The organism is Vibrio sp. 10N.222.52.C12 (assembly GCF_041474215.1).
Taxonomy (GTDB): domain Bacteria; phylum Pseudomonadota; class Gammaproteobacteria; order Enterobacterales; family Vibrionaceae; genus Vibrio; species Vibrio crassostreae_C.
Genome location: NZ_JBFRTR010000121.1, coordinates 1 through 21,092 on the forward strand (window position 1 = coordinate 1; position 21,092 = coordinate 21,092).

General features: G+C 45.3%; 14 protein-coding genes and 1 pseudogene. 12 read left to right on the forward strand and 3 right to left on the reverse strand.

Translation table 11 applies throughout. The features are described from left to right. Positions 1 to 33: 33 nt before the first annotated feature. A complete protein-coding gene (locus tag AB4623_RS20300; protein ID WP_102333678.1) occupies positions 34 to 819 on the reverse strand; it encodes an ABC transporter ATP-binding protein in 786 nt (261 codons plus the stop codon). A 77-nt stretch (positions 820 to 896) separates the two neighbouring features. Next, the gene (locus AB4623_RS20305) at positions 897 to 1,658 is read right to left on the reverse strand and encodes a siderophore ferric iron reductase (protein ID WP_372147288.1); all 762 of its coding nucleotides are present in this window, start codon (positions 1,656 to 1,658) and stop codon (positions 897 to 899) included. 220 nt (positions 1,659 to 1,878) lie between these two features. Between AB4623_RS20305 and AB4623_RS20310 the strand changes: the two genes are divergently transcribed. The 12 genes and pseudogenes from AB4623_RS20310 (at position 1,879) to AB4623_RS20365 (ending at position 18,934) form a co-directional block, all read left to right on the forward strand. Then, a complete protein-coding gene (locus AB4623_RS20310) occupies positions 1,879 to 2,787 on the forward strand; it encodes an AraC family transcriptional regulator (RefSeq protein ID WP_017086415.1) in 909 nt (302 codons plus the stop codon). 206 nt (positions 2,788 to 2,993) lie between these two features. Continuing rightward, the gene (locus AB4623_RS20315; RefSeq protein WP_102333676.1) at positions 2,994 to 5,141 is read left to right on the forward strand and encodes a TonB-dependent siderophore receptor; all 2,148 of its coding nucleotides are present in this window, start codon (positions 2,994 to 2,996) and stop codon (positions 5,139 to 5,141) included. Between the two features lie 82 nt (positions 5,142 to 5,223). Continuing rightward, positions 5,224 to 6,162, forward strand: a complete 939-nt coding sequence (locus tag AB4623_RS20320) for an iron-siderophore ABC transporter substrate-binding protein (RefSeq protein WP_102333675.1) — start codon at positions 5,224 to 5,226, stop codon at positions 6,160 to 6,162. After that, entirely contained in the window at positions 6,162 to 8,156 is a 1,995-nt protein-coding gene (gene fhuB, locus AB4623_RS20325; RefSeq protein WP_102487275.1) for a Fe(3+)-hydroxamate ABC transporter permease FhuB, read from the forward strand. The genes AB4623_RS20320 and fhuB overlap by 1 nt, the downstream gene beginning before the upstream one ends. Before the next feature lie 239 nt (positions 8,157 to 8,395). Beyond that, on the forward strand, positions 8,396 to 9,208 hold the full coding sequence (locus tag AB4623_RS20330; RefSeq protein WP_017064440.1) for a crotonase/enoyl-CoA hydratase family protein: 813 nt from the start codon (positions 8,396 to 8,398) through the stop codon (positions 9,206 to 9,208). A gap of 93 nt (positions 9,209 to 9,301) precedes the next feature. Further along, positions 9,302 to 10,492: an OmpP1/FadL family transporter gene (locus AB4623_RS20335; protein ID WP_017070530.1), complete on the forward strand. Its 1,191-nt coding sequence runs from the start codon at positions 9,302 to 9,304 to the stop codon at positions 10,490 to 10,492. Beyond that, positions 10,492 to 11,099 (forward strand): annotated as a pseudogene (locus AB4623_RS20340) (hypothetical protein). The gene AB4623_RS20335 and the pseudogene AB4623_RS20340 overlap by 1 nt, the downstream one beginning before the upstream one ends. 287 nt (positions 11,100 to 11,386) lie before the next feature. Next, positions 11,387 to 12,499 carry an NADH:flavin oxidoreductase gene (locus AB4623_RS20345; protein ID WP_372147289.1) on the forward strand — a complete coding sequence of 371 codons (1,113 nt, stop codon included), beginning with the start codon at positions 11,387 to 11,389 and terminating at the stop codon, positions 12,497 to 12,499. 419 nt (positions 12,500 to 12,918) lie between these two features. Further along, complete coding sequence (locus AB4623_RS20350; RefSeq protein WP_372147290.1) at positions 12,919 to 13,554, forward strand: CatB-related O-acetyltransferase; 636 nt, start codon at positions 12,919 to 12,921, stop codon at positions 13,552 to 13,554. Positions 13,555 to 13,732: 178 nt separating this feature from the next. Continuing rightward, positions 13,733 to 15,379 (forward strand): ABC transporter transmembrane domain-containing protein, encoded by a 1,647-nt coding sequence (locus tag AB4623_RS20355; RefSeq protein WP_108193205.1) that lies wholly within the window; start codon positions 13,733 to 13,735, stop codon positions 15,377 to 15,379. Beyond that, a complete protein-coding gene (locus AB4623_RS20360) occupies positions 15,376 to 17,628 on the forward strand; it encodes an ABC transporter transmembrane domain-containing protein (RefSeq protein WP_372147291.1) in 2,253 nt (750 codons plus the stop codon). Before AB4623_RS20355 ends, AB4623_RS20360 begins: the two co-directional genes overlap by 4 nt. Next, a complete protein-coding gene (locus AB4623_RS20365; RefSeq protein WP_081230386.1) occupies positions 17,621 to 18,934 on the forward strand; it encodes an HlyD family type I secretion periplasmic adaptor subunit in 1,314 nt (437 codons plus the stop codon). Before AB4623_RS20360 ends, AB4623_RS20365 begins: the two co-directional genes overlap by 8 nt. Before the next feature lie 76 nt (positions 18,935 to 19,010). On the opposite strand, the gene AB4623_RS20370 is transcribed toward AB4623_RS20365, so the two are convergent. Then, the coding region (locus tag AB4623_RS20370) for a VCBS domain-containing protein (RefSeq protein WP_372147292.1) at positions 19,011 to 21,092 on the reverse strand (2,082 nt) is incomplete at its 5' end.

The window sequence follows — 21,092 nt, forward strand, 5'->3', positions numbered from 1 at the left end:
TTAGAGCTTAGAGCTTAGACTGAAATGCCCGAACTATTCACAGACGACTGCAACCTTCTCACTTGCTGCAGTATTGGCTGGCACTGGATGATCGATCAGTCGGATAGGGGACTCATACAGTGCTGACAAAGCCTCTTCATCGAGTAACTTATCCGCGCTGCCTTCGAACGCAATCTGACCTTTTTTCAGGGCGACAATATGCGTCGCGTAACGAAGCGCTAGGTTCAAATCGTGTAAAATAACGATCACCCCAACATCTTCTTTTTTGTTGAGTTCAGACAGTAAGCCCATTAGCTGAAATTGATGATGAACATCCAGTGCAGAAGTCGGTTCATCAAGGATCAATACCGGTGACTGTTGAGCTAGTAACATAGAGACCCACGCTCGTTGACGTTCACCACCAGATAAGTCATCCGCTAATGCTTGTGAGAATTCAGTAACACCGGTTCTTTCCATTGCTTGCTGGATGATCGACTTATCTTCTGAATTCCAACGGCCTAGTGCGCCTCTCCATGGGAAACGCCCTAAACGAACCAGCTCTTCGACAGTTAAGCCAGCAGAAGCGGGGAGTTTTTGCGGTAAATAAGCAATCTGCTTGGCTAAGTCTTTGCTTTTGAATGAAGAGAGGGAAGCGCCGTCTAGTTCCACGCTGCCATGATCTGGTGACATCTGCCCTGAGAGTAAATTAACGAGTGTAGATTTACCCGAACCATTATGGCCAAGAACGACGGTCAGTTCGTTGGTCGGAATCGAGAGGTCTTCGATTGAGAGAATCGTTCGTTCATCACGAACAATTTTGATGTTTGAAAGCTGAAACATGTCAGTCCTGTGCCTAGACCAATAAAGCGCTTCAGTGAAATTAAACGAGCTTTATTGGCTTTTAAAAATAGAGGGTGTTATTGAGCTGTTTTTTTGTTGTCGGGATGTCTTGGGCAATCGTCGCAATACTTTCTAGAGTCGCACTTATAAACTAAGCAGCAGCTGATTCTGATCAGTTTTAGCATCCCCGAATCAGCGTCTATTTTAAGGCTGTTTAAATGATTTTCAGGTAACTGGCATGCTTCTAACCAAAGCTTAGCTTGTTCAGTGATATAATCGTTGGTTAGGCTCGGTTCGTGCTGCTGTAGTTTTATCAAGCTGCCTAATAATAGATCAGCAAGTAGATGATTGGTAAACCCCGGACGAATACGTGTCCACTCACTAATCTGGCTACGATAAAACTCTGTGAGTGCAAGAATAGCTTCGCCTGCTTGTGGAATCAGTTCTTCTGGTGAACCGTGTTGATGATCACCATTAAAGAAACGGTAGCCTGTGACAAATTCTTTGTACCTAAACTGGCCGATGTTCTTAATATCAGGCAGTGAGTGAAGGCCGTAGATAGATATAAAGGTCACGTAGATTGGTTGCCAGCAAACCAGATCCCACGTTTGGGTTAACCAATAGGCTTTGCCTGCTTCAGGGTGGCTCTGCGCAAGGCCATCGTAAACTCGTTTGATTTCTTTATGGCTATCATCATTCGTTATTGCAATGCTCTTGCTATGCAGAACACCAAAGCTTCCACTTAAATAAGGTGTCACTTGTTTTGAGTGAGCGAAGATTTTCTGATGTAGAGACGGGGCTCTCCGACGAGTGATAATATTGTGCAGCTGGGAAAGCATCATAAACCATTAAATGAGAATCAGTAGCGTTATCATAACGGACATAATCGAGGATAACCATACAAAATGGAGCATCTACTCGGTGCCTCTATCTTTTGGTCATTTTATAGAACACACATGAGCGCTTCTTTTTTTGAGTGATAAAAGCCGTTTTAAATGATAAAAGTATTGGTGAATCGAATATGTCGCTGTCAACTATAGAGAATATGAAAGCTTAAATATGAACACACCTGCATTTGGTCGTATCAGTCGCGTTTTAACCTATATCCATTCGAACCTTAGCTCCTCGCTATCGTTAGAAGATATTGCGACACAAAGCTGTTGGTCTCGTTGGCAGCTTCAGAGAGTGTTTCAAGCCGAAACAGGGCTTACTGTGGCTAACTATGTGAGAGAGCTAAAGTTAAGCCAAGCTGCAGAACACCTGCTTGATGGAAAAGATCGCGTGATAGATATTGCTCTTGGGCTCGGGTTCAATTCAGAAATAAGCTTTAGCCGCTCGTTTAAGCAGATGTTTGGGTCTAGCCCAAGTCAGTATAGAAAAGCAGGCAAAAGAGTCGGGCTAAGAAAGCCGATACAAGTATCTGAAACAGCGAGTACTTCTGAAAAAGGGGCGTTAAGCTTTGTGGAAGTGCGCATTGATGAAAGAGAGTCTTTCCTAGTGAAAGGCATGACATCAGAAATCAGTGGTCTGTTTTCACTCACGCAAGACTTCGCTCAGAAAGTCCCTCAGCTATGGTCACGTTTAGAAGGTGAAGTTGAGATCCCTGACGACAACGTGCTCCAGTTCATTGGCGTGGTTGACCTGACTCAGTCTTGCTTTGACGGGACTAATATTCACTATTGGGCAGGGGTAGAACTTCAGGAAGGAATTTCAATCCCGCAATTACCGAGTATTATCTCTGAAAGATTAGAGGTACTGACGGTTCCTAAGCAAACTTATGCTGTAGTGAAGCACTGTGGTCCAATTGAGAATTTACGACACACCTTGAGTTGGTTTGTGCTGAATTGGATGCCAAGTTCAGGTTATCGTGGCGTCGATGGATATGAGCTTGAAGTGTACCCGTTTGCCTATCAAGCACATGCCTCTGACGCTGAAATGGAGTACTGGGTTCCTATTATTAAATCGTAGTCATATTCCCGCTCACTCTCTTCTAGCAAAGCCTTCCTATCAATAGGGTCAATTGTCTTTTTAATCATCAATTGACCGTTTTCGACTAAAAATAGGTCAAGTTCTTTTTGAATTTGCACCAAATTGTTAATTATCCCACCTCTAGATACATACAATGCAAATGAGATTTATTATTATTTATATTAAGCATTGGTACCGAGGGAATTATGACCACTCACACTCGTTTTAAGTATTCATCATTGGCAGTAGCGTTGCTGACTGCGTTTTCAGCGCAAGCATTGGCGGAAGAAACCGTTACTGCGGCAGATTCGAATATAGAAACTGTCACTATTATGGGTAAAGCCTATCGTAATACAGCCACAAAATCGGCACTTGAGCCGGAAGAAACACCTCAAGGTATTACAGTCATTGATGAAGAACAGTTAGAGCAACGAGGTGTAAAGTCTCTTAACCAAGCGCTTAGATACGCGCCGGGTGTTGTGACTGAGCAAAAGGGCGCATCAGTAACCATGTACGATACGTTCTCGATTCGTGGGTTTAGTAACAATCAGAGTTACTACGATGGCTTGATTCTGCCGTTCCTGACTGGATGGAACCTGCAACCTCAGATCGACCCTATTGCGATTCAGCAAGTTGAAGTGTTTAAAGGCCCTACGTCTGTGTTGTATGGATCGATGCCGCCGGGTGGTATGGTCAACATGATCGCGAAGGCACCGCAAGAAGACGGGTCGACAAAAGTGGGTGTATCTACAGGCTCAAGAAACTTGATGGAAGCGTCAATTGATACTTCAGGTCAGTTAGGTGACAGTGACTTTTCATATCGTTTAGTTGCACTCGCTCGTAAACAAGACAGCCAAGTTGATAACGCTGAAGAAGAGCGTTATGTGATTGCTCCATCGCTAGATTGGCAGGTATCTGATCGAACACTTATTAACTTCAATCTTTACTATCAGAATGATCCGTCAATGGGTACTAACTCTGCAATGCCGCTCGAAGTATTGAAGGCAAGTGATCCATCTGTGTCGATGGGCGACAAGAACTGGAGTACTTTTGAACGTGAAGTCTTGATGTTAGGTTACAAAATTAACCACCAAATCAATGACAACTGGACTTTCCTTCAGAACGCTCGTTATTCCGATGCGTCGCTATATCAAGAAAACACCTACCATCGCGGTACGAATTTTAACGCCGCAACTGGTAGCTTAATTCGAAATGTGTATAGCACGGATGAAGACTCTCAAAGCTTTGTTATCGACAACCAAGTATCAGGTCGCGTCGAGGTTGCTGGGCTAGAGCATAACTTATTGTTTGGTCTCGATTACCTAAAACTGACGGGCGACTCTTTGTATCAAGAGTTCACCGCGAACGCTGGTTTCTACGGATTTAACGCATACAACCCAAATAATGACTTGCTTGATAAGAGTCAGCTACAAGAGAATTATCGTGAATCACATGACATCACGACCGAGCAACTGGGCTTGTATTTCCAAGATCAAGTTCGCTACGACGCGCTGGTTTTACTTGCTGGTGGACGTTACGACATGTTCAAAGCGAGTGACGAAAAAACGAGCATTTATCCAACAAGCGATGGCACAGAAAAAGCGGATCACAATCAGTTCTCTTACCGCGTAGGTGCTTTGTATGAGTTAGATAATGGCATCTCTCCATTTGTAAGTTACGCGACGAGTTTTGAACCAGCTGCTGGTACCGATATTAACGGTAACTCTTTAAAACCTCAGCTGGGTGAGCAAGTCGAACTAGGTGTGAAATACCTGTCTGCTGATATGGCACAGCAACTTACAGCATCATACTTTTACATTACTAAGAAAGATTCAATTGCTGCCGATCCATCGGATCCAACGTATCGCTCTAAGATTCAGTTAGGCGAAGTGCGTTCTCAAGGTGTCGAAGTCGAAGGCAGATGGTTTGTAACGGAAGATTGGGATGTGAACGCGAGCTATACATACGTCGATATGGAAGTAACGGAAGATGCAAACCCTGACCTTGAAGGAACGACACCAATCTATGTACCGACACATGCCGCTAATCTATGGAGCAATTACTATGTCTATGGTGGTGCTTTATCGGGAACTCGCTTCAGTGCAGGTGCTCGTTACATGGGTGAAATGGAGATGGATGCAACGAATACTCAAGGAAAAGTACCATCATATACGGTTGTCGATTTATCCGTAGGTTATGACCTAGGGGAAGCAAGTGAAACTCTGTCAGGTGCAACGGCTAACTTGCTGGTTAACAACCTGTTTAATGAAGAGTACTACACCTGCTACGACCAATCGAACTGTTGGTTCGGTGCAGAGCAGTCAGTAGAACTCAGCGTGAACTACGAGTTCTAATTCATTTGAATACATAAATCTAAGCAGCCTGTGTAGGCTGCTTTTGTCGTTAAATAAACAATTAAAAAGTGACAGTGATTATATGAAAGCCAACTATTTTACTTCTCGTTTTCCTAAAGTGAGTTCGTTCATTGTCTCATTGAGCTTGTTGTTATCAGCTCAAGCGATGGCCAACTTTCAAGTTGAAGACAGTGAGGGTGTTAAAACCCTTGAAGCTCAGCCTGTTAGAGTGGCTGCGCTGAACTGGGACATAGCCGAACAAGTGATTGAACTCGGTGTTACACCAGTAGCGGTACCTGATATTGCAGGTTATACCGATTGGGTTGTTCAGCCTGCGATTCCAGAAGGCGTGGCGGATATTGGCACTCGAACTGAACCTAACTTTTCGGCGCTTAAAAAGCTAAACCCTGATGTGATTCTTATCGCTTCTCCTCAGAAAGATCTTCAGGAACGACTTTCTGAAATTGCGCCCGTGCTTTACTACCAAACGTACAGCGAACAACACAGCAATGCAGCGGCTGCTATTGAGAATTTCAAGAAGATCGGCCAGTTGCTTGGTAAAGAAGAACAAGCGAACCAAAAGCTGGCCGCAATGGATGAGCGTATCGCTGTTCTAAAAGCTGAGTTAGATAAAGCGTATCCGGGCGACAAACCGAAAGTCACTTCTTTCCGTTTTGCGAGTACTACATCGGTGTTCATTTATGGCGATAACTCGATTCCACAATACGCACTTGAGCAGCTTGGCTTTGACAATGCGATGGATCTTCCTGCAAGTCAGTGGGGCATCAGTCAAAAACGCATGACCGAGCTTAAGAACGTGAAGAACGGCATTGCGCTTTACTTTGAACCTTTCCCATATCAAGACAAGCTAAACCGTTCTCCGGTTTGGAAGAGCATGCCCTTTGTTCGCAATGGTCAATTTAGCCCAGTAGCGGCAAGTTGGAGCTACGGCGGTGCTATGTCGATCTTGTATAACGCAGAAGCCATGGCGCAATCGTTGTTGACGCTAGCGGAGCAGTAATGAAATCCAGTGGTTTTATGATGGGGGCTGCGCTGCTTTGTGCTGCCCTTGTTCATTTATGGTTAGGGCAGTCGGAATTTGGTCCTATTGGTGAGTTGCTTCAGCAAGTCTCACAGATCAGTGACATCGCGACATTCAACTCAATGGTTGATGATTCATTTGAGTTGATGGCGTTAGCCTATGTCAACTTACCTCGCTTGGTGATGGCGATCTTGGTTGGCGCAACACTTGGCACCATCGGCAGCTTGTTTCAACAACTGACACAGAATCGCATGATGTCCCCGTTAACCTTAGGTACATCGTCAGGTGCATGGCTTGGTCTGGTTATTCTGAATGTGGTGGCGCCGATGTTGGTCGCTCAGTATTCAGTTTGGTTTGCTTTGGTCGGTGCGCTGCTTGCGATGGGGCTGATTGTTTCTATTGTCGGAATCAAAAACATGAGCGGCTTGCCAATTGTATTGGCGGGTATGGCGGTCAACTTGTTATTAGGGGCATTTGCAACGGCGATTATTCTGCTCAACGATCAGTACGCACAAAATCTGTTTGTATGGGGAGCGGGCGACCTAGGGCAAAATGGCTGGGAACAAGTGCTTTGGTTGATGCCTAAGCTGTTGCCGATTTTTGCCATATTCTTCTTAGCTCCGCGAGTTCTGACTTTGCTTTCCATCGGCACTGAAGGGGCTGCGGCGCGCGGGCTCAATATTGGCACGACCTTCTTTGTGCTAATGGCAATCGGCGTTTGGTTGGTTTCAGTGTCGATTACCTCAGTGGGCGTGATCAGCTTTATCGGCTTGATTGCTCCGAACATCGCTAGGCATCTAGGTTTTCTAAAGGCTAAATCTGAACTCATCGCGAGTTGTGTATTAGGTGCGCTATTACTTTGTGTCACCGACAGCTTGGCGATCTTCTTGGCGCAATGGTCTTTGGACATGATTCCAACAGGGACGGCAACCGCAGTGATTGGTGCTCCTGCGTTGATCATTATTGCGAGAAAGCAAATGTCTGCTCAAGATCAGTTGTTTTTCTCAATGCCTAAAGGTCCGAAGTCTATTTCATCTTTGGCTTACTTCTTGTTGGGCTTGATGATCTTCGGGTTGTTCGCGTTGAGCGCATTGTCACAGCCTTCTTCTGATATGGGCTACTTTGTTATCCCAGATGCATTTGAATGGTCTATTCGTTGGCCGAGAATGTTAACCGCGATATTCGCTGGTGGTGGCTTAGCGGTGGCTGGGGTGATTTTACAAAGGTTGGTCTACAATCCGCTCGCAAGCCCAGACATTCTTGGTGTGTCGGCGGGTGCGGTTCTAGCTTTGATTTTCAGCAGCTTGTTTATGGGATATTCGATTCACTCATTGAGCCCTTGGATTGCTTTCTTAGGCAGTGCGATTGCACTCTGTCTATTATTGTTCCTTGGCAAGAAGCATCAGTTTGCGCCATCGATTTTGATCCTTACCGGTATTTCGCTGACCGCAGTCTTGGAAGCTTTGGTGCAATTCTCTTTAACGCGAGTGGGTGAGGGGAAATACACATTATTGGCTTGGTTAGCCGGCTCTACTTACCGTGTGGAGCCTGAATCAGCCACTATAATGGCAGTAGTGATAACGGCTTGTATTGGTGTTGCTCTGTTACTGAGCCGTTGGGTGACCTTAATTGCGACTGGACGACAGTTCGCGAGTGCCAGAGGGTTGAATATCAATATCGCATACGTGGCACTGTTGTGTATTGTTGCGATCTTATGCTCGGTCGTGACAACAACCATGGGGCCTGTCGCGTTTGTCGGCTTGTTAGCTCCGCATATCGCTGCAATGGTGGGGGCTCGTTTGGTTCGAGAGCAGATCATCTTGTCGTTTTTAATTGGTGCAGCATTGATGCTATTCGCCGATTGGCTAGGGCAAGTGGTGGTGTTCCCAGCGCAGCTTGCAGCAGGGACGTTAGTTTCAATTATTGGTGGTAGCTACTTCATCTTCTTGCTACTGAAATCTCGAAGAACATAGGTTTTGCTCATGACCGAAAGCCATTGCTAATCAAAGCTACTGGCAATCAAAGCCATTGGCGATAAAAGCTACGGATGAAAAGCAGTGAATGGAGCGATCCATCACTGCTTTTTTGTTGATGTCGTTTGTGTAAAGGGAAAGACGTTAAGCAACACAGGTCTCGCTTCTTAATGTGCAAGTTTGGCATATGTTAATAAAATGTATAACCTAAAGGTCTGACCACTGATAAGGTAGCCACCATGCCAAACCTCGATCGTATTACTTGTTCTATCGATGAAAACCAAATTGCGACGGTTGTGTTGAATCGACCCGATAAGCTCAATGCTATTGATATGGCAATGTTTCAAGGCGTGAATAACATGGTGACTCAGCTGAAAAAGAACACCGAGATTCGTGCCGTAATAGTAAAAGGTGAGGGTTCTGATTTTTGTTCAGGGCTTGATGTTAAGTCCCTATTAACCAGTAAATCTGGGGCGATGAAGCTCTTGTTTAAATGGCTACCGACATTGCCTAACGCTGCACAACGCTTTTCATTGGGTTGGCGAGATATTCCATGCCCTGTCATTTTTGCGATTCATGGTCGTTGTTGGGGAGGCGGCCTGCAATTGGTCAGTGGGGGTGATTTTAGAATTGCTAGCCCGGATGCGAACTTCTCTATATTGGAAGCAAAGTGGGGTCTGATTCCAGACATGGGAGGCGCTATCGCTTTTAGAGAGCTGATGCGTAAAGATCACACCCTTGAAATGGCGATGACGGCCAAAGTGATCGACTGTGAAACCGCTAAAGAATATGGGTTGGTGACCAAGATTGCCGAAGATCCTTACGCTGAAGCCTATGCGTTGGCACTTGAGTGTGCGAATCGGTCGCCAGATGTCGTCGCTGCTAACAAGAAGCTCTACAACAAGACTTGGTGGTCAAGCCCGGGCATGGCTGTATTCTGCGAAACTTGGTATCAGATAAAGGTTGGGTTAGGTAAGAACAGGGCGATTGCTGCTCAACGTGAAATTCATCGAGACAAACCACGCCCTTACGTCGCCAGAAAGTTTAAATAGCGCTTGTACAGGAATAATGGATATTCCCTTTGTTTATTGAGCTTTGCGGTAACCTTAGAGCAATTTAATGTCTAAGGCTAAATGAGCGCTCTGATGAACAAAACTTTTACTTACTCTCTAGCTGCCACTGCAATTTTTACGAGCTTAAATGCATTCGCAAGTGGCCTGTTTTTGCAAGAAGCTGTCGTTGCCAACGCTGGTACTACTGGCGCTGGTGATGGTGTTTACACTCGATCTGCAGCGGCGATGTGGACAAACCCTGCCACTATGTCTCACATGGGCGAAAGCAAAACGACCATCAACACCATGGCATTCGATCTTGAAATGAAGTATCAAGATAACGGTGGTAATCCAGATGGTAAAGCTCATTCCGTAATGCCGTCATTTGGTGCCTTCCACGCTCATCAAGTCACAGACAAATTACACCTTGGTATCGCGCTTGGCGCTGTTGGCGGCTCTAGCCTTGATTACGGCAGTGATTGGGCGGGTGCTGCACTTCTAGAAGATATCACTCTTACTGCAATGCAAGTGAACCCATCACTGAGTTATAAGCTGAATGACCAATGGTCAGTAGGCGCGGGTGTGCAATTCAGTTGGGCTGCATTCCAACAAACAACGTCAATGCTTACAGCGAAGCAAGATACTGACTGGGCATACGGCTATAACCTTGGCGTAATGTACACACCGACAGATAAACTTAAGCTGGGCGCAAGTTACCGTTCTAAGCTAGAGCATAAGTTTAACAATGATGTAAATGGCGTTATTAACCAAGGCGTATTGAATTCATTATCAACTGATATTGCTTTACCTGAAATCATCGATGTCAGTGCGAGCTATGCTTTGAACTCTCAACTTGACCTGCTTGCTAGTATTCAGTTCCATCGTTGGAGTGAATGGGATACAACCGTTCTTGATTTTGGAATAGCAGGAAGTCCAATTAATGGTGTTCCGATTGAGCGTGACTGGGATGACGTTTGGAAATTTGCGGTAGGTGCGGATTATCAATTGAATTCAGACTGGCGTTTGAAAGCTGGCTTCTCTTACGAAACTTCTCCGCAAGACGATCCGTCAATGCAATGGGTTGACCTTCCTGTGGGTGAACAGTACCGCTACTCAGTTGGCGCATCTACCTACTGGGACGACATCTTAATTGATGTGTTCTATGAATACGCTGATTTGGGTTCAGTTGAGATGGATCGATATGGTCGATTTGGTCAAGTTAATCTGTTGAATGGTTCGTTCGATGGCCGTATCCACTTTGTTGGTGTTAGCGCGACCTTCTAATGACATTACGTAATCTACTAATCATTACTTTAGTGTCTTTATTTTCAACGGGTGCTTTTGCTGAAGAGAAGCACCCTGATGATCCGACTAAAATCGTAACCAAAGCTGGCGTTGCTTATAACGAAGATCTGCAGTTCTCTGGGTCTATTGGGCTTGATGAAGCACGAATGATCAATGCTCGTGTTAACGCAGATGGCGAAGAATGGCGAATAGGCGGCTCATGGCTGTTGCCTATGGGTATTGTTAACTTCAACTTTAGCCGTTCGGTTGGCAAATCTTCCCTATGGCTGGTTACAGCTATAATGACGGCGAAGTAGCGGTTTTCGATGATGATAATGTTGGTTCTGACTATGTATTGATGTCGAGCTCAACACACGGTGGCTACATTGGTGCGTTTGGTTTAAAAACGATTACTGATGAATGGTCTATCATGGGCTTCGGTGGCGGTTCAATGGGGTCTGATGATTATTCAGGGTATTGGGCAGGCGGCGGTGCTAGCTACAAGTTGAGTGACGCTCAATCATTCAACTTCTTCACTATTTTTGCTGAGGACGATTTCGGTGAAAATAACAGTGTTGGCGCGTCTTACACCTATGAGTTCAAATAACTGTTAGCAGGCAGAAATTCGCAGGTGGACACCTCTCGTAAGAACCATTGACTTAGTCCAGATTAAATTGAACAAAGTCGCTTATTAAAACTTAGCGACTTTCTTTTGTTACCATTTCTCCAATCTTTTTTATCTCTTTTTGATGCTTTCTATATCTTTCTCACATGAGAGTGCCGCTCTCTTAATCTAGATTAAGTTTTCGCTGCCTTATTCTCTGTAGTATCCGCCTGAATCAGTGCCCATGCTTAATGGGTAACTTGCGTAACACGATTTTGAGAGGAAGACACTTGAGCACTTTGTTTACAGAAACCCACATTGGCAAGATGACACTAAAGAATCGCTTCATGAGAAGTGCAACGTGGGAAAATATGGCCACCGAAGATGGGCATATGACAGATAAACTGTACGCTATCTATGAAGAGTTGGCTCAAGGTGAAGTCGGCCTGATCGTGACGGGCTACGCGAACATTGTTGAAGAAGAAAAGCCGAATGCAGGCATGATGGGTATGTATAACGACTCATTCATTGAAGAGTATCAGAAGCTGACTCAACTGGTGCACGACAACGACTCTAAAATCGTGATGCAGTTGGCTTATGGTGGCACCAAAACCACACATGATCTTGGTGAACGAGTAATCTACGCACCAAGTGAGGTTCCAGAAAAAGGAACTCAAACACTAGGCAAAGCGATGACCAAAGGCGAGATCAACTACATTGTTGATGCCTTTGCTCAAGCGTCTTTGAGAGCACAGAAATCAGGTTTTGATGGCGTTGAAATTCATGCCGCTCACACTTACCTGATTAACCAATTTCTAAGCCCTTATTACAACCAACGTGAAGATGAATACGGCGGTAGCTTAGAAAACCGCATGAGATTTTTGTTAGAGATCTATACCGCGACGCGCAAGCTGGTGGGCGACGACTTCCCAATTTTAGTTAAGCTTACAGCTTCGGAGTTTTTTGAAGGTGGTGTCACCTTTGAGGAAACACGTATTGTGTGTAAAAAGCTTGAACAAGTGGGTGTGGATGGCATTGTCGTGTCAGGCAATATTCATGGCAAAGCAGACACTATGATTGGCGAGTCGCACGATGGTTTTACCATTCAAGCTGAAGGCTACTTCCATGAGTATGGTCACGCGATCAGCCAAGACGTTAATATCCCAGTGATCACGGTTGGTGGTCTAACGGATTTTGATGCTATCGAAGCGATTGCAAACAACACGGGCATTGAGTACTTCGCGCTTTCAAGACCGCTGCTTTCTGAACCCCATTTAGTTAAGCGTTGGAAGGAAGGGGATAGAAGCCCTGTTGAATGCGAACGATGCTCTAAATGTCGTACTAAGCGCGGTAACTTTTGTGTGGTGAATAAAGACAGAAAAGCACAGCTTGCTCGAATGTAGTCGCTGAACCCAGCTCCAAGCGTGAGCCGAAATTTATAGCTGAGTCTAAGTTTGAGCCTGTGTAATCGCGCAGGCTCTTGTTCATTCCGTATTCCACGAAACGAAATTTGAAACCTTATTAATCACATCTTCCTGTCAAATTGGCGCGACTAAACAGTTACACTACGCCTGTAAATTATCCAACCAAGTTATCGATAAAAACTGAGTAAACTTTGAAACTACTTCCTCTTCTTAAGCAACCTCGAATCTACTGACGTCTCTTTAGTTTTAGCGACATTGCTATGATTTAAGCGTGATACTCACTATTCATCCCAGTGAACCCTGTGTTTATAGGGCGTTAGTTTGTGCACCTTGGATTTGCATCGTCGAACATTTTGATAGTTAACGAATAAAACTAAATAGATTATTCAGAGGTAAAAATGCAAAAGAAGCATTGGTCCAGATTCGAGTTGCTGCATGAAGTCGTAACCAACCCCAATATTCATGTAAAAGGTCAACACAGTTATTACAGCGATTGCTGGGATAATGGTTTTGAACAATCGGTAGTGCGCTATTTACACGGCGACGAAGTCAGCCGTCAGTGGGAGCCTCGATGGGAAATCGACGAACTCTATATCGGTGATTATGTCTGTATTGGCGCAGAGGTCGTGATTTTGATGGGTGGCAACCATACCCACAGAGTTGATTGGTTTTCGCTGTACCCATTTATGGATGTCATCGACGATGCCTACATTGGCAAAGGTGGCACTCACATTGAAGATGGGGTGTGGTTAGGCATGAGAGCGATGGTGATGCCCGGTGTGACGATTGGTGAAGGCGCTGTAGTTGCAGCGAATAGTGTGGTGACTAAAGACGTCGCTCCCTACAGTATTGTAGCGGGCTCGCCTACGAAAGTCGTTAAACATCGTTTTGATGAGTCCGTTATTGATGAGCTGATTTCAATGAAGATATACGAGTGGCCCTCAGATAAATTTGAAGCGCTGAAACCGCATTTATGTAACTCAGACTTTTCAAAGTTAAAGCAGGCGATAACGGATTACGACAATTGTTTGTAAGGAGCGCTTGTAACGAGCATTTGTAAGGAGCGTTTTTAAGGTACGGGTATAGCCACAGATTTGTGTAGAAAGATCTGTGTCATATTTATATTGAAAAACACGTTAAATCAGTCCGTTACCTTGCAATACTCAACATGGTGTACCAATCTTATTTCATAAGCATGGATAAGGATTGTGTATGCCCGCAAGTTCAATGAAAAACAAAGGGGTGGTGGGGAAAGTCCTACTGCCTTCTTTACTCATAAATCTTCTCTCTCTCGCCGTTCCGTTAACGGTTTTACAAATTTACGATCGTATTTTACCTAACCAGAGTTATGGGACTGCCACTCTGTTATTAGCGGGTGCGACGTTGGCTGTCGCTATGGAAGCGCTAATTCGGTTTGTGCGAACTTGGCTTTTGTCTGCTGCGGCCAGTAATACCGAGAAAGCGACCTATCAAACCATGGTTGAAAGGGTGACTAATGCTTCATCAAGTCATCTTCGTCATTTAGGTGTTGGCGGTGTAGAAGAAGGACTCGGCTCTGTATCCAAAGTCAAAGATTGGTATTCCGGTGGTGTGATTGCAGGCTTTATTGATTTGCCTTTCGCATTGATCTTCTTGGGTTTGGTGGCTTACATCGGCGGTGAGCTGGTGGCGATACCTTTGGCAGTTTGGCTGATTACTCTCGGAATTGTTTGGTTATCTTCTATTCGCGTTAAAAGTCTAAGTGAAGAAGCTTCCCAAGATGAGCAGGAGCGAAAAGCATTTTTGATTTTACTGAGCCAAACCATTCAAGGAATCAAACGTCAGGCTGTTGAGTCTCGAATCTTCAATCAGTTTAAATCCCTCAATAACGTTCGCTCTCAGTCTAAAGCGAGAGAAGAAGAACAGAACGCCTTTGCCCAAGAATGTATTCAGCTTGCCGCATTAGCCACGTCGGTTTTACTCGTAATTACGGGGAGCTTGTGGGTGTTGGATGGTCAGTTAACTACTGGTGGCTTGGCGGCATGTTCTATCTTATCTGGCAGAGCGGTTGCACCTTTAAGTGCTTTGGTGGGAGTTCGAATTAAGCTTAATTCAATACACAGTGCTAATCAGGCAATAGAAAAATTGAGTGACTTATCGATAGGTGAGTCTTCAGACTCTGAGCAAGCTAAAAGCCACTTATCTGACTTTGAGGTGTTGGAAATCAAGCAAGCGACCGTTGAAAGATACGGTGAACTTGCTCATGCAGATGTCACACTGAATAAAGGTGAGTTGATATTGTTAGAGAGTGAGGATCGCCACACCAACAGTCATTTATTGTCGTCGATTGCAGGTATTGATGATCTAAAAGCGGGTGAGTGCTTCATTAACGGAGCTGCAGTTTCAATCGCATCCGTAACCAATATTGCGGCCTACTGTGGCGTTAAAGGGCAGTTGGTGTCGGGTACTATTCTCGACAACTTGTGCGGGTTTGACCCTGAGAAAACGCAAAGCGCCAGTGACTATGCAAAGCGTTTGGGTTTAACTAAAGAGATTACTCGATTACCCGATGGACTAGAGACACAAATTGGCCATACGAGTGCTTCTTTGTTGAGTATGGGTAACGTGAAAATGCTCAATATCGCGGCTCAATTGGCAAGTGATAAACCCATAATCATGTTGGAAAGGCCGGATTCTTCACTTGATTTAGACGCCCTTGGGAATCTAGCTAAGGTGTTGGAAGAAGAAGTAACGGCAGGACGCACGATACTGATGGTGAGCTACCATTCGAAGCTTCGCGAATTTGCTAATCGAATCATTACAGTGGAAAGTCGAGCTATTACGGTCGACAGCGAGAGCAATCAGGAGGCCGTCGTATGAATCGTTTAGATATTGGTAACCCTTCAGGTACGAACAACCGTGCAGATACCAGCGGTCGACAAGAGGTGATGAATCATTTAGAAACCGAGAGCCTTTCCGTTCTTAAGCAGTTGGAAGTTAATGCTAATATCCAGTTGTTCGCACATCAATGGGTCGATGAAAATGGCATTGAATCAATCGACGATATGTTTGCCTTGTTCGACAGGCTTGCACTGCCTTATCGCTTGGTTGCCAACCTAGATGAAGTTGGTGAACATAAATTGGTCTTACTGGTACTTGGTGAACATGAGCTGGTCTCTGGTCATTTGGAATCCAAGCAATTTGTTGCCTTTAATGCCAATGACGACATTACCCAGATCCCACAGTTTTGCATCGTTATCGAAGGGCCACCATTAGAGAAGGCCTCTCCTGATTGGGTTGGCGAAAGGTTACATGCGTTTCGTCCCATCATTCCTAAATTGTTGTTGGTCAGCTTTATCACTAACTTATTTGCGCTTGCCGTTCCTTTCATCACGATGTCGATTTATGACCATGTGATTGGTGGTGATGCAGGGCATGAGTTGCAAGGTATCGCCATTGGCGCGGCGTTGTTGTTTGTGATGATGGGTTGGTTGAGAACATTACGTAGCCGCGTGTTTGCTTCAGTTTCGAACCGAGTAAGTCGTGAGATTTCTCAATCCCTCGTGCAGCGTCTGCTTCGTAATAGCTATGCTCAAAATCAGCAAACAGCTTCTTCTAGTCAGCAAAACCAAGTGATGTTGTCAGAGCGTATTTCAGGTGTGCTATCGGGGCCATTAGGAAATGCGTTATTTGACCTACCATTCATTCTTATTTTTGTACTTGCGATAGGTGTTTTAGGCGGATGGTTGGTACTGGTTCCAGTCGTCTCTTTAATCCTTTATTACTTGCTAGCAAAACGTTCGATACGCTCTAGCAGCAAGCGCTCGATGCAATCGACAGTGGCAGGTACGAATCGTCAAAACATGACTAATGAGCTGTCATCCAAGCTTGCCTTTATTCGCAGTGCTGGATTCTCAGAGCACTGGATTCAACGTTTCAAAAAAGCCAATCTTCTTGCTTCAACAGTGACCTTTAATCAATCGGTTCTCCAGAGTCGGTACACCTCGATTTACTATTTCATTGGTGTGGGGTCGACACTCGCCGTGATGGGGTTAGGAATAGGACTTATTTTTGAACAAGTGATGACGCCCGGTGGTTTGATTGCTTCAATGATGTTGATATCTAAGGTGACTGGCCCAGCTCAGGTGTTGGCAAACAGCGCGATGCGTTTTAATAGCTTTAATCAATCCAAGCTGCAAGTGAACCGTATTTTGTCTCAGCCGTCTGAGCGTGAATTCAGTTACCAGCATCACCCGTTACCTGTGGTAGCGCCTAACTTGAAATTAGACCAAGTGACACTGCGCTATCCCAAACAGAGTCGCCCTGCCTTGAATGGTGTGAGTTTTGATATTGAAGCCGGTGAAATTGTCGCGATTACCGGCCCTTCTGGGAGCGGTAAATCAACATTAATTGAAGTGCTGTCTGGCTTGCAGCCTATCCAAAACGGCATGGTTGAGCTTGAAGGCGTTAACCTCGTTCAATACGATCCGCAGCTTTATCGCCACTGGTGTTTCATTCGAGCCGCATATCCTGATTTGCTTACGCTGAGTATTCGAGAGTGGCTAAACGACGGTCACAAAGTCGAAGATCAGAAAATGATCTCTGCAATTGAAATGGTCGGCGGAAAGCGTTGGTTCGAGACATTGTCAGGTGGGCTAGACACCTCCATCAGTAGTATTCAACCGGACAGCCTTTTTGACATGTTGTCTGGCAGCGTCGCGCAGATCCTCATTGATGCAAAAGCGCTGGTTTATGACTACCCAATGTTCTTAATGGATAATCCTGTGCCTGATGCTCACCCAAATGCTAAACGTATATTTGGTGAGTTTGTGCAGTCGAAAAAAGGAAAAGCAACGGTGATCTACACGTCCCACGATCCGGATTTAATCAAGCTTGCCGATAAAGTGGTGGTGTTAAATGAAGGAGCTGTAGTTTATGCAGGCCCATTAGAGCCGGAGCAGTCTTCGAAGCAGGAACAGCCTTCAGAGCCTCAAGCTTCTCAAGAACCGCAGTTATCTGAGCAACCGTTATCTCAAGAGCTACAGCCGTCAACTCAAGAGGCGTCTGCTCAACAAAATACAGCCCAACAAGAACAATCAGAGTCTAAGCAAGGAGTCGCTAATGACTAAACAATCTATCGAGAAGGGCAAGCGCTACGGTGAACTTGTTGAATCACAAAATACGGCTCGTACATTGGCGCTGGCCACATGGTCGGTTGCCTTATGTGTTATTGCTTTTGCCACTTGGTCTGTAGTCACTCAAGTTGATGAAATCGCCAAAGCCAAAGGTGCTGTGATTCCAGAAGGCGAGAAGCAAGTATTACAAAGCGCGATTGGCGGGAAGTTAAAGCAAATTCTCGTTAAAGAAGGGCAGTTGGTTGAGAAAGGCCAGCCGCTTGTTGAGTTTGATGCCACTTTCCAGCGTACCGCCCTTGAAGAGCTAAAGTCCCAACAAGTGACGCTTCTAGCCAGTGTGGAACGTATGAATGCGCTGCTTGAGCAACGTGAGCCTAACCTTGCTGAGTTTGAGGTCGATTACCCAGAGATCGTCAGCCAACAAAAAGCGCAGCTGAACGCGCAAAAAGCCCTCTACTTCCAAAAGCGTGTGGTGCTTGAGAAAGAGAGCGAGCAAATTGCAGAGCAGCTTCGTAGCGTAGAAAAGGCCTTGCCGAGTTATGAGAAAGAGTTAAATGCGACTAAGCAAGAGTTGAACATACTGGAGAAGGGTTATAAAGCGGGTAACATTTCACGTTTACGTGTGCTTGAAATGAGACAAAAATTGGCCAGTATCGAACAGAAAATCGAAGAAGCTCGTGGTAAGAAGTCGGTATTGATTAGACAAGCTGACAGTAATGACCAAAAAATTATACAGCTTCTGGCGGAGGCGAAAGCTAAAGTGAGCGATGATCGTTCTAAAGCCGTCTCTGACTTATCAGCATTGAATGCTAGAGTTCGTTCAAGCCAAGCTAAATTGACCAACACCATGTTGGTGTCACCGCTACAAGGCTTGGTGCAAAGCCTGCCAAGCACGCAAAACGGTGGTGTTATTCAGCCAGGTGGCACTGTGGTTGAAATCGTTCCTGTTGGTGGGAAAGCCGACTTTAAAGCGCGTTTGTCACCAAGAGATATTGGTTTTGTGAGTGTAGGGCAGCCGACTCGTATCAAGATTGATGCGTTCGATTACAGCCGCTTTGGGGCGCTAAAAGGGGCGGTTGAGAGTATTTCACCGACCACAAGTCAAAGCGAACGTGGCGAGATTTATTATGAAGTTGTAGTGTCGGTTGATACGCCTTACTTCCGTGATAACCCTGAAAGCTTTTCCATACTGCCGGGTATGACGGGTGAAGTAGACATCACAACTGGCGAGAAGTCGGTGTTCCAATACTTATGGAAACCGATTTATACCAATGTTAGCGTGGCGTTTGGAGAGAGGTAAAGTCCTCCACTCTGGCTTGCATAAAAAAGGAGCACATGCCGTGCTCCTTTTTTTATCTAACCGAAGGGGTGATGTTCTAGTTATTTGGGTCTATGTCAGGCAGTCCGTCAACGTCATTATGATGGTGTAAAGAATCATCAATAGATGGGTTATCGGTATGGTGAGACAGCCCATCACTCATACCATCGTCAGTTTGCTCAGCCCCATAAGCACTCTCGGCATCACTGAAAATGATATCGATATCATGCGCTACTGGTACATTGTGTGACGGTGAATCTATAGACGGCGAGTCAGCATTAATACCCAGAGCGTCTAGGTAAGCATGGGCACCAGAACGCTGTTCGTGTTCGCCTATCGCTGTATGTTCTAGGTTTGCCGTCACCTCATCAAAATTAAGAGTAACTTCATCAGGGGTGCTGAAAGAGGCATCCGGTTCATCCGCTTGGCTCATGCCGGGTGCTGGAGGAGGTGATGGAGCGATTGGCGATAAATCCATGCCAGTTAGTGTGGTTTGGTCAATGTGATGTCCGCTGTTTCCATGGACGGATTGCGAGTGCAAATGTAGGTGCACCGCGACTTGTGAGTTTTGATCGCCTCCTAGGGTTAAAACAAACGAGTCGGTTTCGTCTGTACCACTACCGTAAGAGCCTCCTGTATGTGTCTTAACGACGCCTGATGAAGTTTGTTGGTAATCGTAACTCAACTCTCCGGTTGCAGGATTGACATGCAAAGTACCAAATTGACCGTGTAATGCAGTGAGAGAGTGTCCGTGGTGATCTGATATTCCCCAGCCTGTCATTGGCGTAGGCGTTCCTTGGTGAATAATTGGAGGAATTCCGATTGAGGCATGCAGGTCCTGATTGCCTGCACTGCCGGTAATTTTTGCAGGGGCAACTAGGGTTGGCATTGGTGGAACATCGCTGTGTCCATCAATGCGCATTTCAACTTCTTGAGTTGTAATGCCCCCGTGTCCATCATCGACTAATAGAGAAAACTTATCGGTCAATTGTTCACCATTATTTAAAGCATTAACATGGCTATTGCTGTTATTAAGTGTGTAGACCCAAGTTTGTGTATTGCTATTATAGGTAACAGAACCATACTGTGGCTGATGTTGGCTATCAATACTGACAGAATGTTGATCGCTATGATCAACATCGCTGATAATAATTTGCCCAGAGGTCGCATTTGCAGCATCTTCATCAATGTTATGTGCACCTGCGATAGCTTCAGAAACTGTTGGTTTATCATTAGTGCCATGCACATTGATGGTAATAATTTGTTTATCACCACCAGCGGTCGTTACTTCATATTGAACCTGCTCGACTTGCCCTGCCGCTAAGTGCTGAATATTGGCATTGGGAACCGAATAAGCCCAATCACCGGCTTTTCCAATGGTCAGATGACCGCCATAGGGATCACTGACCGCATGGGCATTACGAGTGGCGTAAAAATGATCTTCACTGGCATCAGGATCGATAACATTCAACACGCCAGTGACAAATATCGTATGTTGAGCATCACCTTGTACATGGCGATCTTCTGTAATTTGACCGCTTTTATCTCCGGTGAAGATCGCAGCATCGCCAGCTGCCGAGAGCGTCGTTGATGCGCCAGTGTGGGTCACACCACCGTGAGCATCTTTAACGTCATAGCTGAAGTGTACATCGCCGTTATAGTCTTTTTCTGGGGTAAAGGTAAATGTGCCATCGGCATTTAACGCAATAGCACCATGGTCAGCCTGTAGGTTTTCAATGGATAATTTGCCAATATCGTTGTCGTCAACATCGCTAGAATTGGCCAGTAGCTGTGCTGGGGTGAGGACTATTTGGGTATCTTCCAAGCCATTCGCTAAACGCACTTCAGCCGATGCGACGGGAGCATCATTGGTGCCATGAACGGTCACTGTAATATCTTTTTTAGCACTGCCATCGATAGATTCAACGGTAAAGGTTTGCTGGAAGCTTTCCCCTGCGCCTAAATGTTGGACTTTATCATTGTCAATATCGTATGACCATTGGCCCTGTGCGTTGATATTGAACCGACCACCTTCGGCGGTAGTGATGGTTTGTGCGATAAAACCGGCTTGATCGTGATCCGGGTCAATGACCTGTAACGTGCCACCACTGCTGAGTTGACTGGTGGTATTGCCAAAGGA

Excerpts from the sequence above, each read along its gene's own strand:
- AB4623_RS20305 (WP_372147288.1), bottom strand. The coding sequence starts at position 1,658 with ATGCTTTCCCAGCTGCACAATATTATCACTCGTCGGAGAGCCCCGTCT.
- AB4623_RS20310 (WP_017086415.1), top strand. The coding sequence starts at position 1,879 with ATGAACACACCTGCATTTGGTCGTATCAGTCGCGTTTTAACCTATATC.
- AB4623_RS20335 (WP_017070530.1), top strand. The coding sequence starts at position 9,302 with ATGAACAAAACTTTTACTTACTCTCTAGCTGCCACTGCAATTTTTACG.
- AB4623_RS20360 (WP_372147291.1), top strand. The coding sequence starts at position 15,376 with ATGAATCGTTTAGATATTGGTAACCCTTCAGGTACGAACAACCGTGCA.
- AB4623_RS20350 (WP_372147290.1), top strand. The coding sequence starts at position 12,919 with ATGCAAAAGAAGCATTGGTCCAGATTCGAGTTGCTGCATGAAGTCGTA.
- AB4623_RS20365 (WP_081230386.1), top strand. The coding sequence starts at position 17,621 with ATGACTAAACAATCTATCGAGAAGGGCAAGCGCTACGGTGAACTTGTT.
- AB4623_RS20300 (WP_102333678.1), bottom strand. The coding sequence starts at position 819 with ATGTTTCAGCTTTCAAACATCAAAATTGTTCGTGATGAACGAACGATT.
- AB4623_RS20315 (WP_102333676.1), top strand. The coding sequence starts at position 2,994 with ATGACCACTCACACTCGTTTTAAGTATTCATCATTGGCAGTAGCGTTG.
- AB4623_RS20355 (WP_108193205.1), top strand. The coding sequence starts at position 13,733 with ATGCCCGCAAGTTCAATGAAAAACAAAGGGGTGGTGGGGAAAGTCCTA.
- fhuB (WP_102487275.1), top strand. The coding sequence starts at position 6,162 with ATGAAATCCAGTGGTTTTATGATGGGGGCTGCGCTGCTTTGTGCTGCC.
- AB4623_RS20320 (WP_102333675.1), top strand. The coding sequence starts at position 5,224 with ATGAAAGCCAACTATTTTACTTCTCGTTTTCCTAAAGTGAGTTCGTTC.
- AB4623_RS20330 (WP_017064440.1), top strand. The coding sequence starts at position 8,396 with ATGCCAAACCTCGATCGTATTACTTGTTCTATCGATGAAAACCAAATT.